General features: G+C 41.3%; 17 protein-coding genes and 1 tRNA gene. 11 read left to right on the forward strand and 7 right to left on the reverse strand.

Annotation, left to right across the window (positions count from 1 at the left end):
• Positions 1 to 11: 11 nt before the first annotated feature.
• On the reverse strand, positions 12 to 560 hold the full coding sequence (locus tag N473_RS18625) for a hypothetical protein (protein ID WP_039608780.1): 549 nt from the start codon (positions 558 to 560) through the stop codon (positions 12 to 14).
• 147 nt (positions 561 to 707) lie between these two features.
• Positions 708 to 2,528, reverse strand: coding sequence for a cytochrome c peroxidase (locus N473_RS18630; RefSeq protein WP_063369217.1), 1,821 nt, complete (start codon positions 2,526 to 2,528; stop codon positions 708 to 710).
• 337 nt (positions 2,529 to 2,865) lie between these two features.
• Here N473_RS18630 and N473_RS18635 point away from each other — a divergent pair, with 337 nt between their 5' ends.
• A complete protein-coding gene (locus N473_RS18635) occupies positions 2,866 to 3,231 on the forward strand; it encodes a hypothetical protein (protein WP_063369218.1) in 366 nt (121 codons plus the stop codon).
• A gap of 34 nt (positions 3,232 to 3,265) precedes the next feature.
• Here the strand turns inward: N473_RS18635 and N473_RS18640 are convergent, their stop codons facing one another.
• From N473_RS18640 to N473_RS18650, 3 genes are all read right to left on the reverse strand, one after another.
• Complete coding sequence (locus tag N473_RS18640; RefSeq protein ID WP_063369219.1) at positions 3,266 to 4,651, reverse strand: hypothetical protein; 1,386 nt, start codon at positions 4,649 to 4,651, stop codon at positions 3,266 to 3,268.
• A 744-nt stretch (positions 4,652 to 5,395) separates the two neighbouring features.
• Positions 5,396 to 6,811: a hypothetical protein gene (locus N473_RS18645; protein WP_063369220.1), complete on the reverse strand. Its 1,416-nt coding sequence runs from the start codon at positions 6,809 to 6,811 to the stop codon at positions 5,396 to 5,398.
• 75 nt (positions 6,812 to 6,886) lie between these two features.
• Positions 6,887 to 8,230 carry a hypothetical protein gene (locus N473_RS18650; RefSeq protein WP_063369221.1) on the reverse strand — a complete coding sequence of 448 codons (1,344 nt, stop codon included), beginning with the start codon at positions 8,228 to 8,230 and terminating at the stop codon, positions 6,887 to 6,889.
• Positions 8,231 to 8,531: 301 nt separating this feature from the next.
• On the opposite strand from N473_RS18650, the gene N473_RS18655 reads away from it, so the two are divergent.
• Genes N473_RS18655 through N473_RS18685 form a run of 7 tightly spaced genes read left to right on the forward strand, consistent with a single transcriptional unit; the run spans position 8,532 to position 16,946 of the window.
• Complete coding sequence (locus tag N473_RS18655) at positions 8,532 to 9,800, forward strand: efflux RND transporter periplasmic adaptor subunit (protein ID WP_063369222.1); 1,269 nt, start codon at positions 8,532 to 8,534, stop codon at positions 9,798 to 9,800.
• Between the two features lie 18 nt (positions 9,801 to 9,818).
• Positions 9,819 to 10,514 carry an ABC transporter ATP-binding protein gene (locus tag N473_RS18660; protein ID WP_063369223.1) on the forward strand — a complete coding sequence of 232 codons (696 nt, stop codon included), beginning with the start codon at positions 9,819 to 9,821 and terminating at the stop codon, positions 10,512 to 10,514.
• Positions 10,515 to 10,522: 8 nt separating this feature from the next.
• Positions 10,523 to 11,890 carry an ABC transporter permease gene (locus N473_RS18665; RefSeq protein WP_063369224.1) on the forward strand — a complete coding sequence of 456 codons (1,368 nt, stop codon included), beginning with the start codon at positions 10,523 to 10,525 and terminating at the stop codon, positions 11,888 to 11,890.
• A gap of 4 nt (positions 11,891 to 11,894) precedes the next feature.
• A complete protein-coding gene (locus tag N473_RS18670; RefSeq protein ID WP_063369225.1) occupies positions 11,895 to 13,118 on the forward strand; it encodes an ABC transporter permease in 1,224 nt (407 codons plus the stop codon).
• Positions 13,119 to 13,163: 45 nt separating this feature from the next.
• Entirely contained in the window at positions 13,164 to 14,501 is a 1,338-nt protein-coding gene (locus N473_RS18675) for a sigma-54-dependent transcriptional regulator (RefSeq protein WP_063369226.1), read from the forward strand.
• Entirely contained in the window at positions 14,498 to 15,820 is a 1,323-nt protein-coding gene (locus N473_RS18680; RefSeq protein ID WP_063369227.1) for a sensor histidine kinase, read from the forward strand. The genes N473_RS18675 and N473_RS18680 overlap by 4 nt, the downstream gene beginning before the upstream one ends.
• Positions 15,821 to 15,875: 55 nt before the next feature.
• A complete protein-coding gene (locus tag N473_RS18685; protein WP_063369228.1) occupies positions 15,876 to 16,946 on the forward strand; it encodes a hypothetical protein in 1,071 nt (356 codons plus the stop codon).
• A 66-nt stretch (positions 16,947 to 17,012) separates the two neighbouring features.
• On the opposite strand, the gene N473_RS18690 is transcribed toward N473_RS18685, so the two are convergent.
• Entirely contained in the window at positions 17,013 to 18,890 is a 1,878-nt protein-coding gene (locus N473_RS18690) for a S8 family peptidase (RefSeq protein WP_063369229.1), read from the reverse strand.
• A gap of 718 nt (positions 18,891 to 19,608) precedes the next feature.
• Between N473_RS18690 and N473_RS18695 the strand changes: the two genes are divergently transcribed.
• The 3 genes from N473_RS18695 (at position 19,609) to N473_RS18705 (ending at position 24,655) form a co-directional block, all read left to right on the forward strand.
• Positions 19,609 to 23,166, forward strand: a complete 3,558-nt coding sequence (locus tag N473_RS18695; protein ID WP_063369230.1) for an ATP-binding protein — start codon at positions 19,609 to 19,611, stop codon at positions 23,164 to 23,166.
• Between the two features lie 161 nt (positions 23,167 to 23,327).
• Positions 23,328 to 24,092 (forward strand): hypothetical protein, encoded by a 765-nt coding sequence (locus N473_RS18700; RefSeq protein WP_063369231.1) that lies wholly within the window; start codon positions 23,328 to 23,330, stop codon positions 24,090 to 24,092.
• On the forward strand, positions 24,089 to 24,655 hold the full coding sequence (locus N473_RS18705) for a hypothetical protein (RefSeq protein WP_039608764.1): 567 nt from the start codon (positions 24,089 to 24,091) through the stop codon (positions 24,653 to 24,655). Before N473_RS18700 ends, N473_RS18705 begins: the two co-directional genes overlap by 4 nt.
• A gap of 254 nt (positions 24,656 to 24,909) precedes the next feature.
• Here N473_RS18705 and N473_RS18710 read toward each other — a convergent pair.
• Positions 24,910 to 24,996 (reverse strand) — tRNA-Leu (locus tag N473_RS18710).
• Positions 24,997 to 25,004: the final 8 nt, after the last annotated feature.

Genomic DNA, 25,004 nt, shown 5'->3' on the forward strand with positions numbered 1-25,004 from the left:
AATTAAGTGGGTCACTTTGATTGCTGACAACTTTGATTCATATTATCTTCGTTTAATTCTGCCAATAACTTCCATGAACTTGTGGTCACCAAGGCAAGTGTCCATATGACCAACCCCACAACCAAATAGAGTGCTTTATCAATGCCAAGAAACAGTAGCACGGCAACAATGCCAAACATCAAGTAAGTTAACATCGAAAGCAGGTAGATTTTACTCGCACCTGATACCTGTACGGCATAGTCACATTTATCTTTTAGTTCAATTTGTAGGCCTCTTGCAGTAATAACAAATGCATAGAGCGCAACCAAGAACAAAGGAATAGTTGTCCCCAGCAACCCTGCCTTAGGAATGATAAATATCAACGCAAATATCACCAGAAATAGAAAGGCTTTAAAAGTGTGCTGTGCCAATCGTTTTACCCGCACAAACTCAGGGTGGTTCAGTAGCTCGTGACGCAGAGATAGACTCACAAAGAGCAAACCTGCAAACGTTGCACTGACTTGTGACAAGACGGAATAAAAATCATGCCACGTTTCAATAACGGAATTAAAATCTACCACACTACTATCCTTAATGCTGCAAGCTATTAATTGCTTATTAGTACACAATCCTAAAACAAAAAAAGATGAATAAAAAGCCAGCCGAGACAGTAATTCAATGATTTATATAAATAGCAGGTGTACTCATACACCTGCTTGAAGTTGTGATTACAGCGCACCTCCATCACGGTTTATGGCATCGAACTGGTGGCCATCCGGCCCACCATCACGAAACGGAATAAGCGCATTAATTTCATTACTACCAGCTAAGGCTTCCGGGTCAGTTAACGCATGCAAAAATGCTGCAAGGTAGCTGATTTGTGTCTCAGTAAAACCACGAATAATGGCATCGTCCCCCCGATCTGAGGCCGCTCGATTTTGCGCATTTAATGCCAGAACGTAATTTCCTGCCTCACCAACAACCAGTTCGCATTGCTCAGCATTCAAGTGTTGAAACTGCGGTAAACCACAGGTCTCGCGGTTGCCATAAAAACGCTCCAACGACCCTGTCACATCTGAGTAATGCTCAATAACACGCTCTAATGTGGCAAATACCCCTTTGTCTCCATACGGCGCGGTGATGCCCACATTTAATAAGCTTGGCATTCTAAATTGGTTTTTAAAGTTTCCATCTGCGACACCATGTATACCAATTTGCGGGTACAATGGACCGCGAGTGCGTTCAGGTGTAAACATCACACCGTCATGACAATTTGCACAACCTGCGGCGGTATAAAAAAACAAAGCCCCTCGTTTTTGCGCTTCACTCAGTTTTTGCTTCTCGCCATCGATATAATCAAAAAATGGGTTATCTATGAACATAAATGACGCTTGGTAAGCGGCCATAGCACGCGCTATACGCAAGAAATTTATCTGCTCATCTCCAAACGCCGCGACAAAGAGAGGCTTCCAATTATCGGATAGCCGCTGTGCGATAAACTCTCGGTAAGCTTGTGGCGATTCAAAGCCGTTGGGGTCACCCATTTCTGCAGCGGCGGTTATTGGAAAATGAGCCTGTGCCATCAACAAACGTAATGGATCTGAACTTTCTACTTCTTCATTCATTAAGCGCGTTACATCAAGCTCAGGTGTTTGTATGTCTGCCATGGACACAGTCCCAACCTCACTGTCTCGATTCGCTTCTCGTAACCGTACACGTTGATCCCAAAACATACTGTCAACCCAAAGTGCAGAATTACATATTGGCGGTGAATTTCTGCCAACAGCAGGAACCGTCATCCCATCACTGCGGCCCAGCCCCATTACATCAGCATCTTCAGCATTCACGCCAATAGATAGCGATAAGCCATCACTGCCGCAACCTTGCGCAGGGTGATGACATGAAGCACAGGAGGTATCAAAGTTCTGACTTAAAGCTTTGCTAAAAAATAAGCGTTTACCAAGCTCTATCATTTGGCTGTCTTCTTGTCGACGGTAGCGCGCCACATAAGCCTGCATATCTTCTAAGCCCGTTTTGAGCGTATAGTGCTCGATCAGCTTATCCATACAAGCGTCCAGCGCTTGCGCTGGTATTGCATCCAGATCATTAGTACCACAGTGATCCACCAGCCTTGCAATCCCCACTCTGATCACCGAACCATTACGCATACCATCATTGGTATCATTGCTGAGTGTTTTTACACTATCGGTATTGGAATGTTGGCTGGTTTTTCTCCCCTGTGCTCTTGCCACGGCCACGACATCATAACTGTGCACAAAATTAGGGGTCGCTGACGTGTCAACAAAAAAGGTCATTTTAGTGCGGCCAATACGTTTACCATCACGAAACACACGATAACCAGTTATGCCTTCAACACCGATAGGTGCCTGCCAACTGAGCCCGACTTCAGTTGCAGAGCGCACTTTAGCAATCAACTGAGTGGGCGCGGAAGACTCTATGGGTATGCTGGCGTGAAGCGAGGACCCCCATATTGTCAGAGGGATGAGTAAAAGTAGATTTATCGATCGACGGTAGCTTTTTCCAAACATTGCAGTTCCTCCATAACGACTACCAGGATGTGTGGGGTTATGTCGGCAACCTACTCCATTTATCACATATCTATCCCGATAATAAAAACAACTGTACTAGAATCAGGTAATTAACTGGATCTAGGTCACCGGCACTGACTATGGGTATGAAATAAGGAAAAAATATGGATAATTTAAAAAAACCAATATTAAAGTACTAATTATAACTTTGAGATATTAAACAGCGTCACTGAAAAGTATCATAAATTTGCTGGAGCTTGCCCCTTTAATCTAGCCTATACCTCCGTAATATGAAATAATTACCTTACTTGGAAACTAATATTTTATAGATTGTTAAATGGATTTAAACTATCCCATAGAGTCTGCTTTCTTAGTCTTATCACTTTTATTTGCCATTACACTCATACCTGCCAAAGTTACCATTCAATTTATTGGAGCGGATTACAGCAATATTCTGCGCTGTGCACTTGCTGTATTCATTGCCACAATCACGACCTTATATGCCATAAGTGCAGTTGACCATCTAATGGGAGTGATACTGTCATTCACTTGGTTAGTCTTTATTTTTAATCGAATTTTAGGCATGTCTAAGTCTTGGAGTAGTCTATTTACAATTTGGTTAGTACTTATGCAGCTTGCTGTATTACATGGTTTAGCTCAATATGGCTTGACGTGGTATCAAACTACAAGCCAGCTTGTTTAATACCACTTTTTCAAGAATTCAGAATTGATCGCATTTAATCAATACGACCACTTTTATTTATGAATTTATAGTCAAATTGTATATAAGATTGATTTTCAGTTTTTGAAAAGTCGTCTTTATCCTGAGTCGCCAAAAAGGTGCGGTAATCATTCAATGCCGTTGGACCTTTTGGATATGCCGATAAACTGATTTGAAATGATGACAGCGCATTAAACTCGACACTGTCTGAAGTGAACACGCTACCAAATTTAAATTCTGGTATGTTGCCAGCCGTCCCCCCAGTAATATGCCATTGATAGCTTTCGCCTTCACTGGATAAAAACGAAAATTGCCAGTCAACCAGCTTCAATCTGTCATCTAATGAGCTAAAGTCATAGCTAAAGCTGAAATTGCTGCTGTCATGACCAGACAAAAATGCCTGACCTAGGCCATTATCTAATTCAACCAGATTGGTAAAGCTCACTTCCCCTTCAGAGGAAATTGCAGATTCTGAATAACTAGTGCGTATCAGTTGGAAAACATCTAAATCAATATCATCGACCACTCGGGCACTGTACAGTGAATAGTCTGCTAATTCAGGAAAAATAGCACTTGCTGTGAATGCAGGCATATTAAACAATAACTCATACCCCGCAGTTTCTTGTTTTCCTTTTATATAAAAAGCAATAACTATGTCTGCACCCTCATCTAACTCAGGTGCCGTGATGGCTACCCCGTCATGGCTAAAATCTTCAGCTAACAGCTGAAACACTCCGATATTAGCATCGACATTTGGTTCAACATGGGCAAGTTTGACTATCTCTTTGTCATCAGACACAACTGCAAATGGGATATACTTTTCACCTTGGCAAAGATGTGCTTTTTTCAAAGATTCTCCTAACGGCGCTTTATATGCATAGTTCAAAAAAGTGGAGTCTAGGCCTTTTGTTACCATCATGTAATCGGGATAGGCCACTGCAGCGTCTTCTACATCAACAAAGTAGGTCTGACAAGGTATTACAGCGGCCGCACTGCACTCTTGCGGTGAATCAAATACCATGGTGCCTAAATTGACATCTCCTGATATATCCATATGTGTATAGATTTTTCGCGGCGTACGACTATCTTCTCGAGCAATCGTATCTACAACTGATATATGTTTAGCGTTTTCAGGGATATCACCTTGATAAGCGCCATTTTCATCTGGATTCGCAGTAGCGACAACCGCGCCGCTTTCATCATGAAAGATTATCTCTATATCAGTTTGGCTATCTGCCGTGGCACACCCACCAAACACGGCTGTGAGTGATACAGAACCAAGGTCTGGAGTAGGTTCCACAGGTACTACTCTCACTGTATCATTATCTGAAGAACCACAACCAGATAGCGCCATAAGTATCGCACTGGTAACAAACGCATGTTTTAGGCTTATTTTTTTCATTTTATCTCCTTTTAAAACAACTGGATCATTCCAATCAAAATCGGAACAAACCTTAGCACGAGGGCTCCCCTATAAAAGTTAATAAATGTTACTCTATGCTATTATTTGCAACTGAAAAACCAATGAGACAGCGTCCGCTGCCTGCTGAAGAAAGAAAAAAATAAATACAAAAACTCAAAAGTGAGTACACAGCTTGATATAGGAAAACATACGGCATAGCTTCAAGGCATCAAACATCATGATCCGAAATACCTCTCAACGCACACAACAAAAAATGGCTGCTCTCATGCCTTAGAAGCACCGAGCTCATTCGCACAGCAGCGCGCTCATCGAACAGGTTTTCTCTACGGTTATCAACAGCAGGACTGGTATCTAACTAATATCTCAATGTGAAGCGGTGGCGTCTAGATTGGCAAGAGAAAAAGGGTAAGGGTAGGTTTATCAATTAACACTTGCTTTACCAAACATTGTATCGTCTTCATAACAGCTTTCAGGATTTATTGGGGTTAATTCAGCTGCCTAATATGCTTTCCACAAAGCCTGCCTTCTCAACCTTACCCTTTTTAGGAGCGACCGACGAAGCCATGAGTTAATTTATTGGTATTGATTATAGTAATACTCTACACAGTACACTCGCTGTGTTCATTGTCAAAACCACGACAACGAGCTCTGGTTACCTAGTCTATTTGAAGGTTAAAGGCAGTTTGGCATATCATCCAAGCCACCTTTAAGACAATCACTTCCTCAAAGCTTTCTGAACGAATACATTGCTTGTACAAAAGACTTGTATTCTGCTTTGCCAAAATCGGCATATTTGTGTTGTCGTATAAACTCTCTATACGCTTTAAAACCATCAGGTCCATTGGGGTGAGACCAAAGCATAATTTCAAAGTTTTCCATTACAGCAAAATCAGCACTATTAATATCTAACAGTGTGCCAAATTGAAATTCCGGGATCGTGCCAGATGTATCACTCAAAATACTCCACTCAAATGATTCACCCGCTGCATTAGTGGGAAAGAAATTCCAATTCACCACTCGAAGTCGGTCATCTAAATTGCTAAAGTCATAATCAAAGCTAAAGCTGTTGTTCACATTACCAAGTAAAAAATCGGCTGCAATACTATTTGTTAAGGGAATGGGTGCCTCAAAGTCAAACTGTCCAGACTCTGTAATAGTCGAACGTGAAAAGTGACGACTACTAATCGCATATTCACCAATTTCTATGTCTTCATCCAAGTATGCACGGTATTGGTGATATTCAGCTAAACCTGGAAAGATAAATTGCATCGCCGTCGTAGATGCAGAAAAAATAGTTTTATATGGGTAAGCTCCTTCTAAATCGACCTCTTCTTTTTGATAAGACGTAATGGATGATTCACCTTCAAACTCTGAATTAGCCATGTCAACAGCCACACCTTCGTATATAAAATCTTCAGCAACTAATTTCACAGTCAATGATGTAAAGTATTGCGAGGGCTTAACACTCGCAGCTTTGGCAACCGTACCATCTGGTGACACTAACGCAAACTGAAAGGCATCATGTTCACCACAGCTCTGAATTTCCGTGAAGCCAGGCACCGAATCTAAATTGTCAGAGTTATGCAAACCAAGGATGTTGCCCCTTTGATTAACCACAGTGTAATCAGGGTATACACTTTGTATCTCAGTGTAGTCCACTCGCAGTTCAATGCATGGTGATACTGCAGGTACGTCACACCCTTGATAGCTTTTAGGCACATGTAAACTCACTGTGCCTAAATTTAACCCATCTTCTATGTCCATATGGGTCACGACTTCACCATTAATTTGCAACCCATCTTTTATTTGCAATCCCTCTTTGATATCAATATCGACAATAGAAATATGCTTAGCCTCTGCTGGGATATCTCCTTTAAATATTCCTTCTGCGTTTGATGCTCCTTGTCCAACAACCGCACCTAATGCGTCGTGAAACACAATATTGACATTCGATTTTGGTTCTTCACCAGCACACCCCTCAAACACAGTTTTTAACTCTATGCTTTTTAGAGCTGGAGGTATAACAGGAGTCGGTTTTTCAGTAACAACCGGGCTGGGTTCCTCTTTTGATGAAGAACCACATCCTGCAAGAGTTAATGCAGCAACCACAGGAAGAAAAGCATATAATTTATTGTTCATTTTTGTCCTTTTTATTTTTTAAGCAATGACTCTTTAATTCATAAGCCAGATTATGCAGCGAAAATGCATAGCCGCTTAATCATCGTGGCTGGTATGAAAATAATGTTTGTAAATATACGATTGAGCTTCTATTTGAGTGTGATCCATATATCCTTCTTTTGTCATATCAGCCACTCTGGTTCTATACGTATTGAGGTCTGTGGAAATCTCTGGGAGCCCAGAAAAAACAAGTCTAATATGCGATAATTTTGATAGCTCTAGACTATTCTGGTTTAACACCTGACCAAATTCAAAAGACGGTACACTCCCTGCCAAATCCCCTGAGATCCGCCAGTCATATAGGTCAGACGCTACATCGGTAAATTGAATTTTCCATAACACTTCATTGATCCGTTCATCCAAATGTGCAAAGTCATAACTGTATTGTAAACTATTGAAAGTCATCAACATGTCTAAAGGTGTATCATCAATTTCTATCGGCGCTTCAAGTTGGACCTGGCCGGTTTCGTCAATGCGTGACATAGAGCCACTGTAGATAAAATACCTATCGGTATTTATGGTGACATCAGTGGTTATCCCAGCATCATAAAATCGAAAAGCTTCCAACTCTGGAAAAATAAACGGTATTTTGCTGAAAATGGGCTGTTCGAACCCTGGAGCCGCAAAAGTACTAATGTTACTGTGGTGCAAGTTTTCCAAGTCTGGAATATTGACCGCAACACCCGCGTAAGCAAAATCATCTCCTTGTAAATATCTCTGCTCGTTAGGGGCCAAGTCTGACAGCTTCGCCGCCTGTGCAGAAGCACTGTCTGGAGAGATAAGCGCAACGTGATAGTTATCTTGATCATCACAAACATTGAGTGTAATTGGGTACATATTTGAATCCGCTTGACCCAAAATACGAGTATTCCCCTCACTCGTGATCAGTTTATAACCTTTATAAGCAACGTCTAATTTAGATGTCTCCAATGAAACTGAGCTACATGTGGGACTCACAAATGAACATGAAGGCGCATTATCTGGACGAATAAACAAGATTGAACCTAAGTTAACGTCTCCATCTATATCCATGAAAGTTCGAATCATTCTATTTTGCGGTTGCGCATACCTTGGCTCGACCACAGACAAATGCACGGCCTGATCGGGAATTGCCCCCTTAAATTCACCGTTCGCATCAGACTTATGCGTTGACACAACGCCACCACTTGCGTCATGAAAAACAATATCCACATTTGGCAAACGTTCATCACCGTTACAGCCGTCATAAACAGTTTTTAGTGCAACTTGATTTACCTCAGGTAAGGGGGGTGAAGGCGGTGTATCTTTGTATTGATTATCTTTACTTGAAGAGCCACACCCTGAGAGAACAAGCAAAACTGCTGCACTGACCAGAGTGTATTTATTGTTTATTTTTGTCATGTAAATTCCTTTAGAGCTCATTTAGATTCAAATCTAAACAGGTACAAATGTTAACACACATAAGCCTGCCAAACGTTAGTAAATATTAATCTGAGTACTTATTTAGCCTTTGGCTGTACAGGCCATATTGCGTCCGCTGTCCGCCTTAGTTTACTGTCCGCGGACTGTCCGGTGTCCGTCCGACTCCCAATTCACTCCATAGCAAAAAACACAAAAAAAAACTTAAAATACAATAACTTAAAAATTGGCACGTAGCTTGATATAGGAATGAAAACGACATAGTTTCAAGGAGTCGGACGTTATGATCCGCAATACATCTCAGCAGGACAAGGTGATCACAAAGAGAGCGACTAACAAAAAATGGATGCTCTCAAGCATTGGGGCCATTGGACTTATTAGCGCAGTAGCGTTCTCGTATGAAAGCTTTTCTACACTCTTATCGGCGGAGCAAGTGATATCAACACAACAGCTCAAAACAGCTCAGGTGGTACGTGGTGATATGATCCAAGATATACGTGTTGAAGGTCGCACCCTTGCCGCAGTCAGTCCTTCACTGTATGCAATTGCTTCTGGAACTGTGACATTGCGCGTCAAAGCTGGCGATACCATCAGCGAAGGACAAGTATTGGCGAGTATAGACAGCCCAGAATTACATAATCTGCTGCTACAGGAGGAAGCCACGCTCAGACGTATAGAAATGGAAGTAAAGCGTCAGCAGATCGCAATCAAGCAACAACAATTGGACAACACACAAGCCATGGAGCTGGCAAAAGTAGAGTTAGAAGCCGCACAAAGCGAAATGGCCCGTGCTAATGCCAGTATTGAAAAGCAAATAATCTCCAAACTGGAACTCGAACAGACCGTAGTCGAGCTCAAACGAGCGCAGCTCAATGAACGCCACGCAATCGACAGCTTAAAGCTCTCACAGGAGCAACTGAGTTTTGAATTACAAAGTACCCAACTTGACTTGGATAGACAACGTCACCTTGTTGCGGATCTACAAAGGCAAGTTAACGCACTGACTTTGACCTCCCCTTTGAGCGGCATTGTCGGCAATTTAAGTGTGCAACAAAAACAACATGTTCAAAGAGACACTGAACTGATGTCATTAGTTGACTTAAGCGAACTTGAAGTGGAGGCCTATATCCCAGAAAACTTAGCGGATGAATTAGGGATCGGTTTAAGCGCAAAGGTACAAATTAATAACCTGTACTACTCAGCCACACTGATGGCCATTTCGCCTGAAGTAGAAAACGGTCGTGTTTCAGGGCGTATACGCTTTGATCAACAGCCTGAAAATCTGAGACAAAATCAGCGTGTAAATGCTCAGATCATTATCTCCCATAAGAAAAACATACTCAAAGTTGACCGTGGTGCATTTATTGAAACAGGCTCGGCAACAACGGCTTATAAAATCAGTAAGGGCAGTGCACATCGAACCGATATTCAGTTAGGCGTAAAAAGTATCAGAGAAGTTGAAATCAAAAGCGGCTTGCAGGTCGGTGATACCATAGTAATATCTAGCCTCGCACCATTTCAACAAGCGCAACAAGTCATACTAAGTGAATAAAAATAAAAGGATAAACCCATGCTAAAAATGAATAACATCAGCAAAATTTACCGCACAGACTTAGTCGAGACACATGCACTGAGTGGTGTTAACCTCACTGTAGATGAAGGCGAGTTTATCGCTGTGACCGGCCCGTCGGGATCTGGCAAAACAACCTTTTTAAACATCACTGGTTTATTAGAAACGTTTGAGGAAGGTGAATATATCTTGGATGGTGAAGATGTTAGTCAGCTCTCAGACAAGCACCTATCAAGACTTAGAAATGAAAAAATTGGTTTTATTTTTCAGGGTTTCAACCTAATTGCGGACCTTAACCTATACGATAATATTGAAGTCCCATTAATATTCCGTGGTCTCAATCAAAAAGAGCGAAAGCAACGCATAGAAGAAAGCCTCGAATTGGTCGGTCTAGGTAGCCGTGCCAACCACTACCCCGCCCAGCTAAGTGGGGGCCAGCAGCAACGTGTCGCCATTGCAAGGGCACTTGCTGGTAAACCACGATTTTTACTCGCCGATGAGCCAACAGGTAACTTGGACACCATGATGGCGCGTCAAGTCATGGAGCTATTGCAAGATATCAATCGCCAAGGTACCACACTTATCATGGTGACACATGACAATGAATTAGCACAGCGCGCACACCGTAATATCCAGATCTTAGACGGTCTAGTCAGTGATATTGCTAAAAGCCAACTTACAGATTTAGCGGTATAGGTGAATATATGAAAGACGCACTTCACCTTGCATGGCAAGGGTTTAAACAAAAATCCAAATTAACAACCTTGATGATAGTCAACCTCGTCATCGGCATTACCTTACTGCTCACAATGAGTACCATCATAGATCAAAGTGGCCGTTCTGCTATGTCACATAAGTTAAACGAGCTTAATCATATCAGCCTTAACTATATGGACAGCGAATTCGACAGACGCCATGCTCTGAGAACGCCGCCAATGACTTACCTTGATGCGCAAGCACTATCGATGGCCTTTGAGCAAAAAGAAGTCTCATTAGCAAACCTGAGCTTTAATTACACCACGTCATTTATTTTGGATCTCAGTGATAATAGTGCAAGACCCCTTGATGCAACAGGCTCCGCAGTAGATGAGCACTTCTTTGCAATCATGGACGCCCCATTTTTATTTGGCAGCCCTTGGCCTGAAAATATGAATGACTCAGCAATCATAGTGCTAGAGAAAAAAGCCAATGACCATTTATTCGCAGGTCAAAACTCTGTCGGCAAATTTGTCGTGATCAATAATCAACAGCTAGAAGTCGTCGGTGTTGTAGATTTATCGCATCACACTTTTCGTTTTCAAAATAATAGCTTTAGTAATAGAGAAAATGATCTTGCCTTCATTCCCTTGAATTATGCAATGTCAAATAACTTACCTCGAGTTGGTTACATGCCATGCATGACTAAAGAAGAGCCGCTACGCACTCAGTTCCGTCAGTCAAACATGACAGGGTTAAAAAGTGCGGAATGTGGTTTCCTGCATGCTTGGGCACAAGTCAGCACTGATAATGCACAACAACAATTGGACCAATTAACACTATGGCTTAGGAATTATACGCAACAGCAAATGAGTCAGGGGCGCTTCCCACACAGTGAACCTTACTATGTCCAATCCTTAAAGCTATTGCATGACACTATTTATAGCTTTATGGACTGGGAACGTGTTTATCTCAATTTTGCTTATCTGCTTTTTGCCATCACCTTGGTCAACACTGTTGGGATTTTACTCGCTAAAAACCAACATCGTGCAAAGTTAGTGTCTTTATACCGAGCGCTCGGTGCAAATAAAATGTACATCATCAAGTTGCAAGTCATTGAACTATTAATCGGCGCAACTATTGCCATTACTTTAGGCTTAGTAGGCGCACAGTTAGGCTTATATGTCATGTACCTTTTAGCTATGTATTCAATGGATTATGTCGGTGTTGCAGAGCAAGTACAAAGACTTTACAACATGGATATTTGGTTTGCTCTCAAAGCAGCTCTTAGCATTTATGCCACCATTTTGATTGCCGGCTTGTTCCCTATCATCACTGCCAGCCGCATTGCGCCTGCATCTCAATTAAGAGGGTAAATTTATGGCGATTAAACATATTTTAAAACTCATTTTAAAACATAAAAGTATCTCTTTGCTGATCACCTTACAAATTGCCATAGCAGTAACCATTATCGGTAATACCAGTTTTATTAGTTACCGTACCTTGCAAAATTGGCTGATCCCCTCACATATTGCAGAGCAGCAGATAGTCAATGTCTATACCCGTGTTTTCGATAAAAATCTTGATCAAGGCGCACTCATTGAGCGCGATTTACAAACCCTACAGTCCATCGCTGGTGTTGAGAGCGTCAGCTATGCCGCTAACGAATTGGTGCTAGCCACAGTGAACGGGCGTAACTTTGCCAACGCGACACTCGATGAAGATAAGCAAGGTGAAAACGTTGCGCTTTTTGCACAAACACCCGGAGGCCTTGAAACGCTTGGTATTCAGGTGACTCAAGGTCGTAATTTTTACGATACAGAGTATATATTCGGTCACGCGAGTGAAGGTCAAAGAGCAAGTGTTGTGATGATAAGTAATGCACTTGCTAAGGCTTTATTTCCTGAGCAAAGTGCGCTTGGCCAAACCGTCTATCTTCATAACGACCGTCTTCCTTATCAAGTTATTGCGACTTACCAAGACATGATGTTAGGTGAAGTAGCGGCTTACACAAACAGCTGGTATCACTCGGCGATTATTCCAGAGGCTCACTTTGGTACCAACAGCCAAGTAAATTATTTAATCAAGGTGTTGGAAAATACCGACGATACAATCTTTGAGACCATTGAGAACAAACTATTTGAAGAAGAAGGCCGCTTAGTTCAACAAGTAGAATTTGCAGCGCGTGCCAAAAAACGCCTTTGGGATGGCCGCAGCACCTTCGCATTTATTATGATGGGGATCAGTACCATCGCTATCCTCGTGACAGGTGTTGGGATCATTGCCCTCGTTTCGTTTTCTATTTCTGTGCGAAAAAAAGAAATTGGGGTACTCCGAGCACTTGGTGCGAGCCAAGCAAGGGTAATGAAAACGCTGCTCGTGGAAAATTCCATTTTGGCTTTGGTGGGTATCAGTCTAGGCTTATTTTCGGCAATGTGGCTCAACCAGTACTTTGTAACCAACTTACGTATTCAAGGCCTGATAGTGCCTTGGCTTGCTGCCGTAGTTGCGCTATGTGTTTGGCTATTGAGTGCATTAGCAGTCTATATCCCTGCGCGAAAAGCCGCTAGAATAGCTCCCGCACAGGTTACAAAAACCAGTTAGATAACAAGCCGGTACAACTGTACCGGCCCACATAACGATAAGAATATGCAAAATAAAATACTTGTGATCGATGATAATCAGGATGTCATCAAAGCGCTTAAACTGTTATTTTTACTCAATGACATAGATTGTGATGGTGCAACTCACCCCGAACAAGGGATAGAGATGCTCAACCAACAAGCTTATGATTTAGTCATCCAAGATATGAATTTTACCCAAGACACCACCTCTGGCGCAGAGGGTAAAGCGCTTTATCAAGCGATCCGTGCCTTAAACCCTGACTTACCAATTATTCTACTCACTGCATGGGCTAACCTAGAAACGGCTGTCGCACTTATCAAAGATGGCGCTGCTGACTATTTAGAAAAACCATGGCGAGAAGAGAAGCTCTTGGCATCAGTCAATCAATTACTTGAAATATACCGTCTTGAAAAAGCACAGTTCCAACAGCAAAAGTACACTAGAAATCGCTCTGATAAGCTAGCTGAACACTATGATCTAGCGGGCCTAACCTTTGCAGATCCGGCCATGCTCAACTTATTGGAAATCGCGACCCAAGTTGCGCACTCAGACGCACCAGTACTCATAACAGGCCCCAATGGCGCTGGCAAAGAAAAAATAGCCGAAGTGATTGTTGCCAACAGTGCCTATAAAAACAATGCATTTATCAAAGTCAATGCGGGTGCATTGCCAGCCGATTTAATCGAAGCGGAATTATTTGGTGTCGTGGGCGGCGCATATACAGGTGCTAGTAAAAACCGGATCGGAAGATTTGAGGCGGCTGATGGCGGCACCCTATTTTTAGACGAAATTGGTAATTTGCCACTGTCTGGGCAACAAAAGCTACTGCGCGTGTTACAAACTGGCGAATTTGAGCCCGTAGGTAGTAGCCAGACAAAAAAAGTCAGTGTCCGTGTACTGAGTGCCACCAATGCCGATTTAAACACCGCGATTACACAAGGTACATTCCGAGAAGATCTCTACTACCGATTAAATATGATCGAGTTAAAGTTGCCCGCATTGATGGAACGACCAGAAGACATTATTCCACTCGCAAATCATTTTATAGAAGGTAACAAGCAACTTAGCGTCGGCGCTATCAATGCGCTCAAACGTCATACTTGGCCAGGTAACGTCAGAGAACTTCAAAACGTCATCGGCCGTGCTCAACTACTCGCTAAAAGTGACCTCATTGAGGCCTATGATCTAGGTATCAAGACCAGCCCAATCAACTCAGCAGCGCATACTGAATTATCGGCACAAGATATTCAAAATGCGTTAACCTCTCACAATGGTAACGTCACCCACGCAGCCAAAAGTTTAGGCCTTAGTCGCCAAGCGATGTACCGACGCATGGATAAATTTGGAATAGCGCGCTCATGAATACCAGTAAAGGATCACTGGCAGGAAAAATGGCCGCCTTTTGTACATTATTTATCGTACTTGCCACATCTATTCAATCTGCATTTATTTTTATGGGCGTTCCCATTATTGTTGGACTACTGCTTTCTTTACTGGTCATATTGCCGTTGACATTTTTTTGTTGTGAGTTGATTTTTCAACAACACAGACGCGTCATCGATACACTCACAAATGGCCTTAAAAGCCTCTATGACAATGACTTCTCTATCCGTATAGCTGAACAAAGACACTCTGAGTTAGGTACAGCTGTGCATATGTACAATAAGCTCACCCAACGGTTAAAAAAACAAAGGCAAACACTCAACCAACGAGAGATACTGCTCGATAGTATTGTACAAGCTTCACCCATGGGTATTTTATTGGTCGATCCCTACAAACACATCGTTTACTTTAATAACGAGTCTACTCAACTATTACATTCATCAAAGCTTGACGGTATGACCTTACACCAATGCTGCGAAAACCTTCCTCCACAACTGCAGAAGTCAGTTATGCAAGCACAGTCAGGCCTGATGAGCTTCGAACACAATGACATCAAACAAAGCTACTATCTTAGCTTCAAAAATGTCATGTTTAACCATCAACCACATCAATTGATGATTATGAAAAATGTCTCTCAAGAGCTTGGTCAAGAAGAGCTGCATATGTGGAAGAATGCCATCAGGTTAATTAGTCACGAACTTAATAACTCGTTAGCGCCGATAAGTTCCCTCACAGCTTCCGCAAGAAATATGTTGGAGAAAAATAAACACCTAGAATTACTACCTGATATTTTACAAACTGTAAATCAACGAGCACAAAATTTAAGTGAATTCATTGCACAGTACGCACGCTTTGCTCGCCTGCCTAAACCTCACTTTGGCTATCACTCAATCAAACAGCTTTTTGACCAAGTGCGCGCTCTATATCCATTTGAGTTACTAGATTCATTGCCCATCGAACAAGGCTATTTTGATAACACACAAATTGAGCAAGTATTGATTAATATATTAAAAAATGCCCATCAATCAGGTAGCCCTGTCGAGCATATTGCCATAAAAGTTATCAAAGACTATCACCGCCTACGCATCGCTGTTGTAGACCGAGGATGCGGTATTAGTAGCGGAAACCTCCATCAAGCACTCCTACCATTTTACTCAACAAAGCCAGAAGGTAGCGGTATTGGACTAAGCTTGTGTAATGATATTGTGCATGCTCATCAAGGCCAACTTAAACTCAAAAACCGAGCACAAGGCGGCTTGATGGTTGAATTTGACATCCCTTTACGAGACACTCAATAGTAACGATGGACTCAGTTCCTGAATATAATACAGGGCCTGTATCAAGGATTTTTTCATGTTATTACGCGCTAGGTTCTGGGTTGCTCTAAGTGTATTTGCGCTGAGCGCTTGCCAAACAACTAACAACCAAACTCAATCCACAACCCAAATACCATGCTGGCTACAAAACCCTGTAACACAAGACCAGCTTGGTTTTATTGGTACAGCAGCGCCTCAGAGCGCGACCAAAGATGGTTCTATTATCGCCAGTAGGCAACGAGCAGCTTTACAGCTCACCCAATACTATGATCTTCCAAACATAAATAAAGCTATCGCACAATTATCGGCAGAAAAAAACCAATTAACCTTAGCAAACGGTCAGAGATTATACTTCTCTGAGCCCTACGTCACTTCGAATACACTTTATACATACGCAAGTATTCAGCCTATAAATGACTCACTGGCTTGCCAAGAAGTCAGTTGTAATTTTAGTGTGTGTGAACCGACATGGCTGTGCAACGGGGGGAGTAACCATGTCATAGGGGCGAGCTATTATACGGCCCTACCCCATAAACAGTTGGCCATGACAAACGTGAACGCGAATGCTTTAGCAGGTTATTTAGACCAAGCTCACGTTAACATGCAAGAGTATTACTTTGAGTCTTATTCTGAGCAACACCATAAAACTCATTTCTCGAGACATGGTGAAGTACGCGGTAGTACACACCAGAAACCTTTGCTCTTGTCTCAAAGCTGCAATTACGGATCAACTTTACTTGCAAATTACAAAACGAATAAATTAAATATAAAGCCATACACGAAACAAAGCTGGCGTAAAATAAAGCAATATGAAGGCCGTAGCATCGTGATGGGCAATTTTGGTGAAGATGGCAAGATAGCGCCTGATAACCTCATTAGCAGTGCAATTAAATACGCCATTCGTGATGCGCTGGTTGAACTCGCGAAAAACAAAGGACTCACTGTATCAGCAAGTACTACATTACTTAATAAAAACGGTCGATACTTTTTAAACACTGCTCGTTTTGATATTCAACAAACAGTCAGTGGCCAACTGCTGGATATACAAATCAACTACAAAGCAGGTTTTCCAGTAGTCTATGTTTGGCTCCTCGAAAGCAAAACCTAACATATCTATGGCCAGCGAATTAAGATACATCATTAGGGTGCTATTCACACCCTAATAACCCAAAGCTTAGCCCCCACCACACATCAAACTCAGGCCTTTACAATTATACGTAGAATTCTCACCTTCTAAGCCCGAAAAGTCTAGGATACTGAATCCTGCATCATCCGGAGTTGATTGGTTTTGATTGCTCGAATCGCACTCTCCTTGCACTTGCCACATTTTAGGCGACTGCGATGGGTTAGCACCTTTATTCCAATAATACGCTCTGTATATTTTGCCCTGATAAGTCACTTGTTCTCCCCCATCGTAAGGCTTATTGTGATACCAGTTTTGTGGGCAAGCTGGCGTATAACCTGATTGCAAATATGTCAGTGCCTGCGCAAAGTTTGGTAGGCCATGGCCATATACATTATCTTTTCCTGGGTCTCCTAAATCATGGCTCGTCGCTTGAAGCGCGCCTATGATTTGTGCCCTATCCCAATTCGGGTTTTGTGACCAAAGTCGAGCAATCCCACCAGAAATAATCGCCGTTGCTTGGGAAGTACCCGCACCGACAACGTAGTCACTGTGGTAACTGTTGATAGCGATGGACATGTTCGCACTGTCTGTGACATTAGGCCATTGATGTACCAATAGCGTTGGAAACTCTGTGTAATAGTCTATGCCCTTTAAACGGCCTTCTGAGCGTTGTGGGTAATTAATGAGTAGTACTTTACCACCGGCCGCTACACAGCTAGATTGCGCATTACTGAGATCCTGACGTGTTTCATACGGTAACGTACGCTGTGTTAACTGCTGTTGCACATCACTACTAGATAACGTAAATACACAATGTTCTGGCAAGGTGGCTTGCATCGATTCACTGCGCACACCCACATCAATTTGCGTGTACTTTAGTGCATCAGAAACTGACCCGCTGTGCTGTATAACCACCTCCTGAACCGCGTAATGGCTGCGGTTGGCAGTAGATACAATTTTGCTACCTGGTGCGACAAAGTCAATATGCTGATTGGTTGGCGAAAAAGATGCAATGGTCCCATCGGTTTCCAACGCACCAATCGATAACACATTATGATATGAAGCTGGATAATGTAGTGCATCATCATAGATACCTTGTTGCTTTTTTTCTGTCGTGCCATGATTACCAGCTGCGGCAACGAATATAAGGCCTCTATCATAAGCCAGCCTATCAATGACTGCTATCGTCATAGGTGAATACTGCTCACCACTCAAGGACATATTAATTACTTTCGCGCCTGAATTTGCACACACTTCGATGGCTTCAATTAAGTTGCCGCCCCAAATTGCAGAGTTTTTTCCATTTGCAGTTTTTATCAATTTGTGGACTTGCAAGCTAGCAACGCCTTCACTAAGCGCGCCTTTAACACCGATCCCATTGCTTTGTGCAGCAATAATTCCCGCCATGTGCGTACCATGACTTAACGCATCTTGATCCCAAAAGCCAGCATATACACTGTGATAACCATGAATATTGACAGGTAAGTCCGGATGGTTACTATCAACACCCGAGTCAATAACACACACTGAAATATCATTGGTCGCGGAGGGTAACTGACTGATAGAGGTTGCACGTAACCAATAGGGCTCTAGCTCACTATTTGCCAGTACATCTAAACTATTTGTCGTTGCTTTGAAGTAATTCAGTGAATTGCTACTCAGAGATAAACCATAATCTGCTTCGAACGTGACTCCATCAATTTGATTTAACTCATCCAGCTGCTGTACAGATAATATCCCCTGCGCTATAACCTTATCGCCACTTTGTCCAATCACTTTTAAAGAGCTAAGTATATGTTGAGATAGCTGCCCATTTTTAAATTGTACTAAATATGCACTGTCAGCGTTCTGTGCTTGCACCATTGCGCCAAACCCCAAACTACCTAACATACTTGCAAAAACCGCACTTCTTTTAAAAAAACCCATACCAACTCCTAGCAAAGCGATGATTATCTTTTTATTTTCTATCCTTAAACCCTTGTTTTCACTGAATTTAACTATTAAACTCTCGCGATGCGAATACTTCCTTCAATGCAATACAATCACCAACACGTGTTCATATCTACTTACTTACAGTCAAGCTAAACAGTTACCCTTTATAAAGTGAAATGCCCTTCACTATCCCTTTAAGATAATTGTTAAATTCGAGATATACCTACTCTAGATTTTTCACAAAAATGGATAAGTTACGTACGAAATTCAATCAACTACATCCTGATGAAGTAACATTTCTTATACAATCTGAGGACTAAATCATGAATAGAAAACAGGTTCCTGACTGTTTAAAACGCTATTTTGGTCAAAAAATAACAAAACAGTCAACAAAACACTAAAAAAATGTAGATTTATTAAAAAATTCATAGTAGGGAAATTAGGTTCATAGATAGGATATTAATTTTTTCGAAAATATCGAGAAATGCCAACCAAAAAGTTTCGTAAATATGAATAATATTCATTAGACTCGTCCCTTTATAGGGTGTAAACGTTTTTTTATCGCATTTGTTATTTTTTACTCGGATTTAACGTTTAAATAGAGTACAAAATATAAGTTTTATGTACTTACATAGAGCAATGGGTTAAAAACAACAACTAAAAATATTGATGATCGTGAGACAAACGATTTACTAAAAAGAGCTAAATAATAATGCACATTCTTCTATCTGATAAGCGCTATACATACAGCCCCAAATTCAGATTTATAAAACCGAAAGATCGCCAAAAAGTAAAAGTGAAGTTTGCCAATGACTTGATACTTGCCCTAGGCTACAAGTTTAAAGAGCAGAGCAACTATTTTGCTATGGCAGCTGAAGCTGCATTTATGTCTCTAAACCCATTAGATAGACAAAATAATCAATTTTTTATTGAGCTAGATCTGCAAACCAGTAACCAAGAAACGGTTAACTTACAAGAAGACAGTACAAGCGTTGGACTAGGTTATGCACTGAGCTGTGCATTGGCATACCGATCACACATTAAAAAGCCTGTAAGCCATGCTTATACTTGTTTTGCCACTGGAGAGGTATCACCAAGTGGTAACGTGCATAGCATTGGTCATATCAATAATAAAATTCAAGGCGCAATCTATGCGATGACACATCGACATACAGGCCCTTTCTTTGTCTTTTACCCACTCGCCAATCACGATGAAATCGACGATGCACTATGCAAAGAAGTAGAGCTTTTAGGAGGAACGTTATCACCTGTTGAGCATATTACTGAGGCATTGCAGCAACTACTTGGAGATGAATATGATGGCGCGCAGCAATCTGGCTCACTGACCTTCAAAGGCCTTCGTAGCTTTGAGCCTCATGACGCATACTACTTTTTTGGTCGAGACAAGCTAACCTCCGAACTACTTGCACTATTTAATGACAATCCCTCTCTAATTAAAGTACATGGTGTTTCAGGCAGTGGTAAATCAAGCTTAATTAAAGCAGGCCTGCTGCCCGCACTAGCTCAGCAAGAAAGCAATATTTGTTGGCAAGTAGGACTTCCCAAAGACTTTAAAAACAGCAAGTCATTACTAACACACTTTATCAGCTCAAAAGATGCTGGGTTTGAATCTGTTCTCAAGACGATGTCTGTGAGCCTTGAGCAATTTATAGAGGAGCTCACACAGTTAAATACCACTTATTTAGATGAACTTGCATTGCATCTCACTGCACATAAAAAGACCTACCTTTGGTACATTGACCAATTTGAAGAAATTTATGAAATTGAGCCCAATAATCGCTTGTTGCAAAGTCTAGCGGTATTATCAGAGCATACCCCTATATCTATCATAACCAGCATCAGAAGTGAGTACTTACACAATACAGATATGGTAGGTAGAGACTTTTACGTACCGCATAGTTTAACGGCTGAAGACTGGCTCAAGATCATCAACAATCAAGCGACTGCATTAGGCATCACACTCGAGGATGGTTTAGCGCAAACGATACAAACAGAAGCATTAAAGCTGTCTCATGCACTCCCTGCTGTCGAGTATTTATTGGCCCAAATGCATGCTTTGGCAATCGATAGTAACCAACCAAAAGTGCTCACATTCTCTCAATATAACCAGCTCAATAAGCTAACTGGTGTCATTTACCGACAAGCTGAGTATATCTTGGGCCAATTTGAACCATTAACAGAGCAGTTTTTTGAGCTATTTATCGGCGTAAATATCAATGGTACCTGCTACTCAAAACATGTGGATTTTTTAGCCTTAGAGCAAGAAAATCCGCATTTACTCGAGTTGGTCAATGCACTTATTGAAAAACAGCTGGTGATAAGGCATCAAGTACACAAGCTTCCTCCCTATGTAAAATTAACACACGATTGCCTTATCACCATTGCAGAAGAGCGTTCTCTTGACCAACAGATCTGGCCGCGATTTTACATTTGGCTAAGTGCAAGAAAAGAATATCTGCAATGGTTTCATGGGGTAGAAGCAAAGTACAAACAGTGGAAGAACTTTTCTTCTACACCCGAAGAGCAACATAATTTCACATTGGGTAAGCATGAACTGCAAGATGGTACCAAGTATCTCATACAGCCTGGAACCATCAGCCTACAATCAATAAAAAACTATATTCTTGCATCTCAAACCTTTTATCAGTCAGGGCTTGAGCAGAAAAATAAAGCACAAAAAAGACGGCTTTTTACTACCAGTGTACTCTTTGTATGCGCACTGGGTGCAGCTTCTTTCGCTTATTACCAGAAGCAACTGGTTGAATCCGAGCAAGCTAAAACGGCACAAGCCCTCTCACATCTAAAAGACAATGTGCTCCTGAATATTGATTCAATTGAGCCAATACTTGCTCAATACCTACCGACGTTTCAACGTAAATATTTAAATGGCCACATTTCAAAACTTGTAGATAGCGTCGATGACATCGCATTAGACGATATTGATAAACTCAAATTGTTACTCATCAAAGTGAGAATACTGCGACAAGATGACTCTACACATATCGATGAACTAAAATCAGTACTAGCAACCTTAGAAGATCAAATAAAAAACATTGATAGTGATAACCCGAAAGAGTTAAAAATCGCCATCTCATTTAACTATGAATTTGGTGTGTTACTCATTAAACAAGGTAGAAATGAGGATGCTAAGCACTATTTAGAACGTGCATTACAGCAGATAGATGACTTACCTGTAGATGCCACTTCCATACTCACAAAAGCAAAAATCGTCTCACAAATTGCGTTTATGGCTTTGTCGTCCAGCGATATCCACTTCGCTGCTGAAAGATACAATGAAACATTACAATTGCTGGACTCTCACGTACCAACAGAAAATCTCGAGCAAGCATTTAATGTACTTCGAGTAAACACATTCAGAAACCTTGCAAAAACGGTACCTTCTGAGCAACAAGCAAGTGATTTATTATTGAGAGCAAAAAGCGTACTTGAAAAACAACTAGCAACGGATCCGAACCATCTTGTCTCCCAATATAACTTGCTGAGGATATACATTAACTTAGCCGAAAATAGCAGTAATAAAGTTGAAGCAGACCAGTACTACGATCATGCCAATGAACTGGTCAAACTGTATTCGATTAAAGATCCTGACAACGTACATGTGCAAGTCGCACAGCTACTTTTGGCGAGCCGCATAGGTAATAGTAAATTAAAGCAAGGTTATCTAGTCGAAGCACAAGCACACTTCTTAGAGGGTCTAGACATCACAAGAAAACTGCGCATTTTAAATGACGGAAACATTGACTGGCAAGGGCACAGTATCGAGCTATATATGACCTATGGCGATTACTTTAAACAAACCAATCAAACAGAGCAAAGTGCACAATACTACGAAAAAGCACTCAAAGCGGCTGAGAGACTTCACAAACAAGATAGCAATAATGTCGATTTTATTAGCCTGTTGCAGGGCGCACACTCGAAAATTGCTATCCACCTATACAATCAAGGTGATAAAAAGTCTGCACAAACGCATCTGAAAAAGGCTGAAGCATTTGCTCGGCATCTCACGCAAGTGCACCCCGATAACCAAGGCTACCAAGTCAGTTATCGGAAAAAACTATTCAACCTTGGATACATCGCTTCTGAAATCGGTGAAATAGACAATGCATGTAATTATTTTGAGATGGGTGAAGCCCTATCAAACACGTTCTTACAATCACATACGAGTATTCAATGGCAAAAAGCAAAAAATAAATTTGAACATTATATAGAATTATTGAAGTGTAACTAAAGTGGCAACAATTCTTGGTAACATCAATTAGGAAATACAAATATAATATGCTGAAACTTATCGAAAAGTTGTTATGTCGCAATCAGCAGTCAGGCTATTCCTAATAGAGTAATAGAAATGAGTGATGAAAGGGATACGACAACAATCAAAAGGGGGTATGGATGTGGTTTGATAACAAACAAGCCGTACAAGAAGCGTATAAATTTATTAAATTTTTACTTCGCAAAAAGTCGATTACTGATCACAGAATTGACACCGAAGCACTTGTTCAAGAGACATTGTTAAAAGTGATAAAAGCGACTAAGCAAGAAACTAGCGATAACCTAGAGGGTGAGAAAGACACTCAAAAGCTTAATGCGCAAAACGATTTTAATCATGTTTTAAAAGCTTATACATATAAAGCATTTGAAAGCGTCTATTTAGACATGGGTAGTAACGTGACGTACAGAAGAAAATCAGCTTCAGAGCAAGCCAAAGCGCCTGATCAAGGGCGCTCTGTACAAATTGTGCACCTGTATGAGAATAATAGTGCGTCAGAAGGTGCACCTAGCAACATATATGAATTGATGCCAAGTGATCAGCCATCGCCCGATCAGGTTATTAAGATGGACAAAAATGCGCGCCTATTCATAAACTTATTGCTTGAAACAATTGCACAAGAAGAAGACAAACAAAAGCAAGCGCTGTTTTACGACTTTTTTTCACTCTCTTTTCGACAAAATACTCTCACTCAAAAGCAATTGGGTGAACGGCATGGTTTTAAGGGTAATGCCGCAATAACCTATATATCAAGGTTTGTAAATAAATTATCAAAACGCGTCGAAGAATCTGGATTAAACCTCGAAATAGGAAATAACCCACAAACAGACTTCGACATATACTTTCTCACTCACAGCAATAAAATAAATGAGACGATATCAGTATGAATAAGGTTAAGATCACAGACAAGGTACTAGAGTCGCTTGAAGATCACCTCATTGCCAAATCAATTACGGAGTTTGAGCACGAGGAAGATCATGCACTTACTCCTCAGGAAATCGTGATTATTGAGCGGATCTACAACCAGCATAAATCTGCGGAGCAGGTTTGTGAAGTACTCGATTTTGAAGTGCCACTATTAGCGGCGAGTCCGGATTTAACATCCTCAGACAAACCTTGGTGGGATTTCGATACAATTATCAATGATACATTTCAACTTGCCGTATTTAGTTCTTATGGTCAAGAACTGAGCGAAGAAGTTGACTTCGAGCTTAACCCGTTAAAAGGTAAAGAACGTGAGTTCAATGATTACTTTGATACATTCAGGGGGACCAAGCAAGGGATCCGGATCTATTGGGCAAAAAATCGAAGACAAGTTGTTATGGAAGGTGAGCTCGTACACTCGTATGAAGGTGACTGTGTAAGTGGGCACGGCAAGATTATCTCTAGCGAGTATTTTGGCTCTGGCCATTTTAAGTTAATGCTAGAATTCTTTTCGTTGCCTAACTAAAAGGGACTGTTCGGCAACGAAGTGCAAATACTGACTCAAATTATTTATGTAATTCTACTGGCTGTGAATTAACGGATCAGCGGGTCTCACCCGTTGATTATTCACATAACCCACTCAAGTGTTCCCTATCGCTATTTAGCGCTCATTTACGCTGATCGACACCCAACTCGCACAAAACATATTAATACTTTTATAATCAAAAACATAAAATAATGTGAAATAGAATAAATGTACGTGGATGGTAAGCTTTTAAATGGTGCCCGGGGCCGGACTTGAACCGGCACGCTGTTACCAGCGAGGGATTTTAAATCCCTTGTGTCTACCAATTCCACCACCCGGGCATCGGGTT

It is taken from the genome of Pseudoalteromonas luteoviolacea CPMOR-1 (genome assembly GCF_001625685.1).
GTDB lineage: Bacteria > Pseudomonadota > Gammaproteobacteria > Enterobacterales > Alteromonadaceae > Pseudoalteromonas > Pseudoalteromonas luteoviolacea_K.